We start from the raw sequence: 7,259 nt of genomic DNA on the forward strand, positions 1-7,259 counted from the left end.
TTTGTAATCTGGCCGAAACCGTTCGGCAGACGCAGCGTGCTATGCTGTTGGAATGAATGGCTCCTTCCATCCTCGTCATACACCATTCATCGCGTGGGCATTTCCGCTTGTGGTCTTGTCTGTCTGTGCCGTCGCCGTGCTGATGGTTCATCTTGCGGGCGCGCCGGAGCACACAGGGCTGGCCGGGCTGACGTTCGAGGCAGCCAGCGAGGGCCCGGGCGATGCCGTTGGTGGCGATCGAGGCAAAGCATCCAGCCGGCTGATCGTCACCAGCGTGAAAAGCGGAGGTCCTGCAGAGGCCGCAGGCATCCGCGCCGGAGACGTTATCGAGCAGATCGACGGCGTGGAAATCCACTCCGTTGGGGACGTAGATCGGGCACTGACCCCAAATCCGGCCCGGCCCGTGCATCTGCAACTGGGCAGGCCGGGCATTTTGCTTGAAGCAGAGTTGCCAAATGGCTCCGATCTAGCGAAATAGGGGCCATGTCGCGAAAGATATTGATCGTCGAAGATGACCTGCGCACGGCGGATTTCATCGCCAAGGGCCTTACTGACGAGGGGTATGTCGTCGATAAGGTGGCTGACGGTCGCGACGGTCTCTTTCACGCGACTGATGGCAGTTACGATGCGATCATCCTTGATCGCATGCTTCCGGGCATGGACGGCATGGCGGTGCTGGCCGCTATGCGTGCCGCGAAAGTCGAGACACCGGTGATCATCCTCTCTGCGCTGGGCTCTGTCGATGCGCGGGTTGAGGGGCTGACGTCCGGGGCCAACGACTATCTCTCCAAACCTTTTGCGTTTTCCGAACTGCTCGCGCGGCTCAAGCTCCTGATGACCAAAGGCCGGGGGCAAGGCGAGGTGGAAACGACGCTTTCGTTTGGCGATCTGGAAATGAACCTGCTCAACCGGCAGGTGCGCCGCTCCGGTCAGAAGATCGATCTGCAGCCGCGCGAGTTTCGCCTGCTGGAGTACCTGCTCAGGCACAAGAACACCGTCGTCACCCGCACGATGATGCTCGAGGGCGTTTGGGAATATCATTTCGATCCCGGCACCAATGTGGTCGATGTCCACATGAGTCGGCTGCGCCGCAAGCTTGAGGATGGTTTCGAGGTTCCGCTGATCCACACGATCCGCGGGGCGGGCTATATCCTTGGTGATCCTGCTTGAAACGCCTGCCGGACAGGTTGACCTGACGGGATGAGACGCCGCCTCTTCCACAGCACCAGTATAGCCCGCTTTGTCCTGATCTTTGCGCTGGCCCAGTGTGCGTCACTCGGGCTGGGCTTGTACCTGATGTTCGGCCTTACCAGCCAGACCATCCTTGGAGATGCACGCCGCGCTGCCGAGCTTGCCCGAGACAACATCGCCCGCGATTTTCGTGATGCGGGTCCGGCGCGGGCCACCGCGAGAATTGCAGAGGAGATGCAGGCCACCGAGAACCACGATTTTGTCGTATTCCTGCGCGGGCCGGACGGCACCCGGGTGGTTGGCAACCTCGGTGCCTGGCCAACAACGGTGAGCGATCGGGAACACTGGCGCACGATCAGCCTGTACCGCGAGGAATCGCGTGCGCCCGAGCAAATGGGCGTGGTGACCACACGCCTCAAGGGCGGTTACACCTTGCTCACCGGTCAGGTTCTTGAAGGACAGCTGGCGCTGGTGCAGGCCAGCGAGACGGCCATGTTCTATGCCATGGCGATGAGCCTCGCTCTTGCAGCGGGAATCGCCTTCTTCTTCTCGCGCTTTCTCGAGAATCACATTGACCGGTTTTCCGGCGTGGCGCGGGCCGTCGATAGCGGCAACCTTTCGGCGCGGGTCGAGCGCAATGGAACAGGCGATTCTTTCGATCGGCTCGGACTAACGATCAACCGAATGCTCCAGCGCATCGAACGTCTCGTGCAAGAGCTGCGGATGGTCACTGATTCCATGGCGCATGATCTGCGCTCGCCAGTCTCACGCTTGAAATCGACGCTGGAGCGCGGCCTTGGCCGGACGCGTGATCCGGCCGCTCTTGCGGTGCTCGGTGAGGCAATCGAGGAGGCCGATGGCCTGCACCGCATGCTCAACACGGCGCTGCAGATCAGCCGGGCCGAAGCGGGAATCGGGCGTGACCAGTTCACCCGCTTCGACCTTGCCCAGGCGCTGGACAACCTGGTCGAAGTCTATGGCCCGGTGGCGGAGGATGCCGGGTTCGTCCTCGGCTCTGATGGCGATGCGCGGCTGCCGGTCGTCGCGCATCGCGATCTGCTCAATCAGGCGCTGAGCAACCTGATCGACAACGCGCTGAAGTATGCCAAGGGCGGGCAGCACATCATGCTGCACGCCGAGATTGCCGGCGACGAGGTCGAGATCACGGTGCGCGATGATGGTCCGGGCATCCCCGCCGAACGCACCGAGGAGGCGTTGAGGCGCTTCGGGCGCCTTGATGCGGCGCGCACCGAAAGCGGTTCGGGACTGGGGCTTTCGCTCGTGAGCACGATCGCGCAATTGCATGGCGGCGTGCTGACGCTTGGCGCTGCCGATCCGCAAGGGCTTGTCGTCACCCTGCGGTTGCCCATCCTGCCGGACCGCTAGAGCACTTTCCGACCAATCTGGCTCACCGTGACGGAGCCGATTTTGGCCCAGCGCGAGGCGAGAGGAGGGAGCTATGCTTGCCCATAGTGACCGACGATCAAAGCTGCGATGGGCCAAAAGCGGCCCGCCCCTTCGGGGTCGCGTCAGGAAGCCCCTCGGCCAATGAGACTCAGGCAGCGTCGCGCCGCTGGCACGGGCTACCAGCCCGCACTGCGCGGCGCTCCTTGCCGAGAAGCTTCCTGACGCAATCACGATGAGCCAGATTGGTCGGAAAGTGCTGTAGTTGTCTGGCCCCGAAGGGCCGGCGTACGCCGGAGCTGCAGGCCCGGCCCTGCCGTCGGCGCAAGCATCGCAGGCCGTGCCGCACTGGACCGACCGCCTCCGACCAGCGCCTGCAGATCAATCATCGCACGGGCCATGCCGAGGCCGAACGGCCCCGCAACATAGCGCGGTTCCCAGACCGGAGAAAACTTGTCCTTGAAGGCCCGCAGCCCTTCGAAGCCGTAGAAATCCTCGCCGTGGCGGTAAAGCAGCGCGCCAGCCTTGGCCCAGATCGGTGCCAGCTTGCGCGCCTCGATCCCCGCGAGCGGCGACACGCCAAGATTGAACCAGCGATAGCCTTCCTCCTGTGCCCACGCCATCAGGCGCAGGAACAGGAAATCCATTGTGCCATAGGGCAATCGATCAAGGTGACGCATGAGGTCCACCGAGATCTCGTCCTTGCTCCGGGTCGACCAGATATTGGCAAAGGCGACGATCCGGCTCTCCCAGCGCACGACCGCGCAATCGAAGCGGACCAGGTAGGCCGGATCGAACCGGCCGACGCTGAATGCCTTTTCCGTATGCCCTTTTTTGGCAAGCCAGCAGTCGGAAACGGACCGGAGTTCGGGTAAAATGGCGGGCACTCTCGCCGCAGGAATGATCTCGAAGCTGGCACCATCGCGCAGGGCACGCCGCTCGGCATAGCGCAGGCCCTTGGCTTCCGGCCCGGCCAGCGAGAACCGGGCCAGATCAACATTGGCATCCTCGCCGTATTTGACGATCTGAAGGCCGAGATCGATCGCGATCGGGAGGGCCTCTGCAGTCAGTTGATAGAGCATGAGCCGGCCCTGTGCGGCATCGGCGCGCTCGCGCAGCTGCCAGAGCAGATCGGCCCATGCCGCTTTCGGGCCGACCGGATCGCCCATGACGATCCAGGTATGGCCCTGGATCTGGTACATCACGAAGGCGGTTTCGTCTGCCGAGTAGAGGAACCGCTTGTCACCCGTCCAGGCGAGCAACGCACAGGTCCTCGTGGAGTGCTGCAGCGGTCCTGAGGAGCGAGGCAGTCCAGGGCAGCCCTCCTCACGATCCTCGATGGCGGGCCCGAACAGCCAAGCCAGAATGGTGCAGATGACCAGAACGGCAGCGGCCACACTGGCGCGCAGGAAACGGGACGCATCACCGTTCCATGCGAATTGCCACCAGAGGTCATCAGCATAATCGACATGCTTGAAGGCAAAGAAACCGATCCAGATGGAAAGACCGAGCGCGCAGGCCACTGCAGCCATCCAGATCGGGGTGAAGTAGCGGACCGTCAGCGCGGTTCGGCGGTAGAAGGCTCTCCGCGTTGATTGAAGAACGGCAGCGATCACCAGCAGGATGACGGCTTCCTCATAGTCGAAGCCCTTGAGCAGCGAGAAGATCGCACCCGCCAAAAGGACCGCGCGGGTGAGCAGAAACGCACCGTCGAGCCGCCTGTAGAGCCCGGGGGCAAGGAGCAGGAGTGCGGTTCCCGCAAGACTTGCGGCAATGTGGGAGGCTTCGATGAACGGTAGTGGCACAAAGCTGCGCAGCGCAAGGAGGCGATCGGGAATGCCGGGCAGGGACCCGGAAAGCAGCAGCATCAGGCCGCCCGTGAAGGTCAGAGCCGCGAGGCAGCGAGGTGCCATGACAGCCAGCACCGCTTGCGAGGCATCGAGCGCAAGAACGACTGGTTTGCGCCAGACGCTGCGTTCGTGAACCGCCAGCATCAGTGCTGCGACGAGCAGCGGCAAAAGATAGTAGATAGCCCGGTAGGCAATGAGCGCGGCCAGCATCGCAGGCTTTGCCACATCCGGCACCGCGGCGATGATCACGGCTTCGAACACCCCCACACCGCCCGGAACATGCGTTACTAGCGCGGCGATGATGGCAAGCGCATAGGCCAGAAAGAACAACGGGAATGCCTGCGGGGAAAGGGCGGGCACCAGCACGAAAAGTGCGGCGCTCGCTGCCAGCAGATCGAGGCTGGCCACACTGATCTGGATCATGGCCTGCCGCGCGGAGGGCAGGGGCAGCGCCCAGCGGCCCAGGCGCAGCTTCCGCCCGCCAGCCCGCGCAGTCCACAGCAGCCCTGCCAGACCTGCTAGGAGTGCTGCGCCGACAAGGCTTTGCAGCGCAGGCTCGATCAGGACCGGGCCCATTGGCAAGGCCGCCGGGTGTAGGACGAGCGCCAGGGCGGCCATGACGATCACGCCGCTCCAGAAGGCGAGACTGGCATTCGCGATCACCCGCATGACATCGGCCGCATCGAGCCCGCTGCCGCTGTAGATGCGGTATCGCGCCGAGCCGCCGGTAATCAGCGAAAGCCCGAGATTGTGGCTCAGCGTATAGCTGGTGAACGAGGCAAGCGCGGCTGTGCGCCAAGGCAGCCGCTTGCCGATGACCTGCAAGGCCAGCACGTCATGGAACGTCAGCAGCACATAGCTGGCGGCGGTGAGAGCGAGCGCGCAGGCCCAGCGCCACGCATTGAGCTGCCGCAGCGCCGCGCTCACATCGCGCAGGCGCACCTGATCCAGCAGGCCGTGCAAGGCGAACAGGCCGATCCCCGCCAGCGCCAGCACGGCACCGAGATGGACTGCAGTCCGGTGTCGGCGATACAGACTGCCGAAGCTGCGGACGAGCGCGGTCTCCGGTCTCACGCGCGGTGCCATAGCTGCGACTTGCAGATGAAGCCGCCCAGAATGCAGCCGCTGATCTTGAGCGTGTTCTCGTCAGGCCTGGTGATCGTGGAATAGAACGTGCGCCCCATGTCCGGCACGAAGACGTGGCCTTCCCAGGCATTGGGCCCGGTTTCGCGATAGTCGTAGAGCAACTGGGTGCCGACAAGTTTGGCGGTGCCAGCTTCGCGCGCTTCTGCTTCCGCCTCGGGCGTTGCCCACACGACCCAGCCACACAGCTTGCCGCCGCAATCGCCTGTTTCGACTTTCACGTCGTTGTAGGGGTTGATCCAGGCGGAACGGGCAGTTGGGGATGATGCAGGCTGCGCGTGGGTCTGAACCGCGGTCAGCGCGGCAAGGCCAAGCGCGAGGCCGAGCGCCAGGCTGGTCGATAGGCGTGAAGCAGGCATGACGGGTCCCCTGTCATTCAAAACTGGAGCGGGACTTATCGGGCCTTGGCTGACAGCTGGATGAGAGGCTCCTGAAACTCTTGTAATGCTTTGCGGGGTGCCGAGGCATCTATGCCGCCCAGCACCGCAGCGTGGACCGCGTGCATGTCCCAGTCGAGAGCATGGCCGCCGGGAAGCGGCACCCGGCGGACATTCTTTCCGGGCAAGAGAGGGCATGGACTGTCAGTTTCATCCGCGCCGTAGATGCAGGTCAGCGGTGCCCAGTCGAGCTGCCGCAGCGTTGGCAGCGTTGGCCCGTCGGGCTTGCCCCAATCGAGCATCTCTCCAAGCGAAATCTGCAGATAGAGCGTGTTTGTCGGCACGATCAGAACGACACCCTGCACTTTCGCACGCAATGCCGGCGCAAGGCCGGGCAGGCTGGCCTGCAACGCATCGGCACCGAGCGAATGGCCGATCAGCACGACCTTGTCCGCATGACCGAAGGCGAGGGCCTTGCGGATCGCTTCGGCGGTGAGGGCGGAGACTTCGGTCAGCGAGCGGTGTTGGCGAAAGTAGGCAAGGGAATTGACGGCCAGAACAGGAATGCCGTCGGCGGCAAGGCGCGATCCGATCGCGCTGCCCATTGCGATCCGGTAGCCGACGTCGCCCGAGACATACACGACCGCAAGCCGTGCGCGCCGCGGGATTGGTGTGCCGGTCGCCGGGACGGGCACGAACACTTCGCGGTCGAAATAGCCCGCCACGATCAGAAACCCCGTCAGCGCGAGCAGGAGGGCCAGCATGGCCCCGAGCAGGCACTTCACAGCGGTGCGCTGCAGTTAGCACAAGGGCGCATCAGTTTCTCCGGCCAGAGTTAGAATCGACCGCCCCTTTCGCACACCGCTTTGCCGCGCTGAATGGAATGAGGGTTACCGTTTTGACAGATCCGGCCAGTGGGCGAACTGCAAGCGCCAGCGGACCGGCAGGCCGATGGCCTTGCCAAGCGTGGCCATCGGTTGGAGCGCCTTGTCGGGCCGGTTCCGTAACCGCTTCGACGATTTGAACGTACTGCTTTGATCCGGATGTAAAAATCAGAATGAAAATTTCTTAATGTGCCGGAAAGCTGCCTGATCGCGGCGCTGGACTAGGGAGATGTCAACCAAAAAATTCGTTCTGAGGATCTGACGGGTTGCGTTCGTCTGGAGATACTATGAGAAACTTCCAAAATATTGCTCGCTTTGGAATTTGTACGCTGGCGGCTGTCAACACCGGGATAAAAACGGGCCAGGCACCGGTTTAAAAAGGGGCCAGTTGGGTTGAATAAAAAGCCCCA

At 63.1% G+C, this 7,259-nt stretch carries 6 protein-coding genes; 3 read left to right on the top strand and 3 right to left on the bottom strand.

All coding sequences use genetic code 11. The features are described from left to right. The first annotated feature begins 52 nt into the window (after positions 1 to 52). From K5Q19_RS11185 to K5Q19_RS11195, 3 genes are read left to right on the top strand one after another with little or no spacing between them, the layout of a single operon-like run. The gene (locus tag K5Q19_RS11185) at positions 53 to 478 is read left to right on the top strand and encodes a PDZ domain-containing protein (protein WP_292944922.1); all 426 of its coding nucleotides are present in this window, start codon (positions 53 to 55) and stop codon (positions 476 to 478) included. A gap of 5 nt (positions 479 to 483) precedes the next feature. Beyond that, complete coding sequence (locus tag K5Q19_RS11190; RefSeq protein ID WP_292944924.1) at positions 484 to 1,170, top strand: response regulator transcription factor; 687 nt, start codon at positions 484 to 486, stop codon at positions 1,168 to 1,170. A gap of 30 nt (positions 1,171 to 1,200) precedes the next feature. Then, entirely contained in the window at positions 1,201 to 2,577 is a 1,377-nt protein-coding gene (locus K5Q19_RS11195) for a HAMP domain-containing sensor histidine kinase (protein ID WP_292944927.1), read from the top strand. Positions 2,578 to 2,825: 248 nt separating this feature from the next. Here the strand turns inward: K5Q19_RS11195 and mprF are convergent, their stop codons facing one another. From mprF to K5Q19_RS11210, 3 genes are read right to left on the bottom strand one after another with little or no spacing between them, the layout of a single operon-like run. Next, positions 2,826 to 5,519 carry a bifunctional lysylphosphatidylglycerol flippase/synthetase MprF gene (gene mprF / locus K5Q19_RS11200; RefSeq protein WP_292944930.1) on the bottom strand — a complete coding sequence of 898 codons (2,694 nt, stop codon included), beginning with the start codon at positions 5,517 to 5,519 and terminating at the stop codon, positions 2,826 to 2,828. After that, positions 5,516 to 5,947 (bottom strand): DUF2147 domain-containing protein, encoded by a 432-nt coding sequence (locus tag K5Q19_RS11205; RefSeq protein WP_292944933.1) that lies wholly within the window; start codon positions 5,945 to 5,947, stop codon positions 5,516 to 5,518. Before K5Q19_RS11205 ends, mprF begins: the two co-directional genes overlap by 4 nt. Positions 5,948 to 5,982: 35 nt before the next feature. After that, complete coding sequence (locus K5Q19_RS11210) at positions 5,983 to 6,690, bottom strand: AcvB/VirJ family lysyl-phosphatidylglycerol hydrolase (RefSeq protein WP_292944936.1); 708 nt, start codon at positions 6,688 to 6,690, stop codon at positions 5,983 to 5,985. Positions 6,691 to 7,259: the final 569 nt, after the last annotated feature.

Source organism: Novosphingobium sp. (assembly GCF_019748365.1).
GTDB lineage: Bacteria > Pseudomonadota > Alphaproteobacteria > Sphingomonadales > Sphingomonadaceae > Novosphingobium.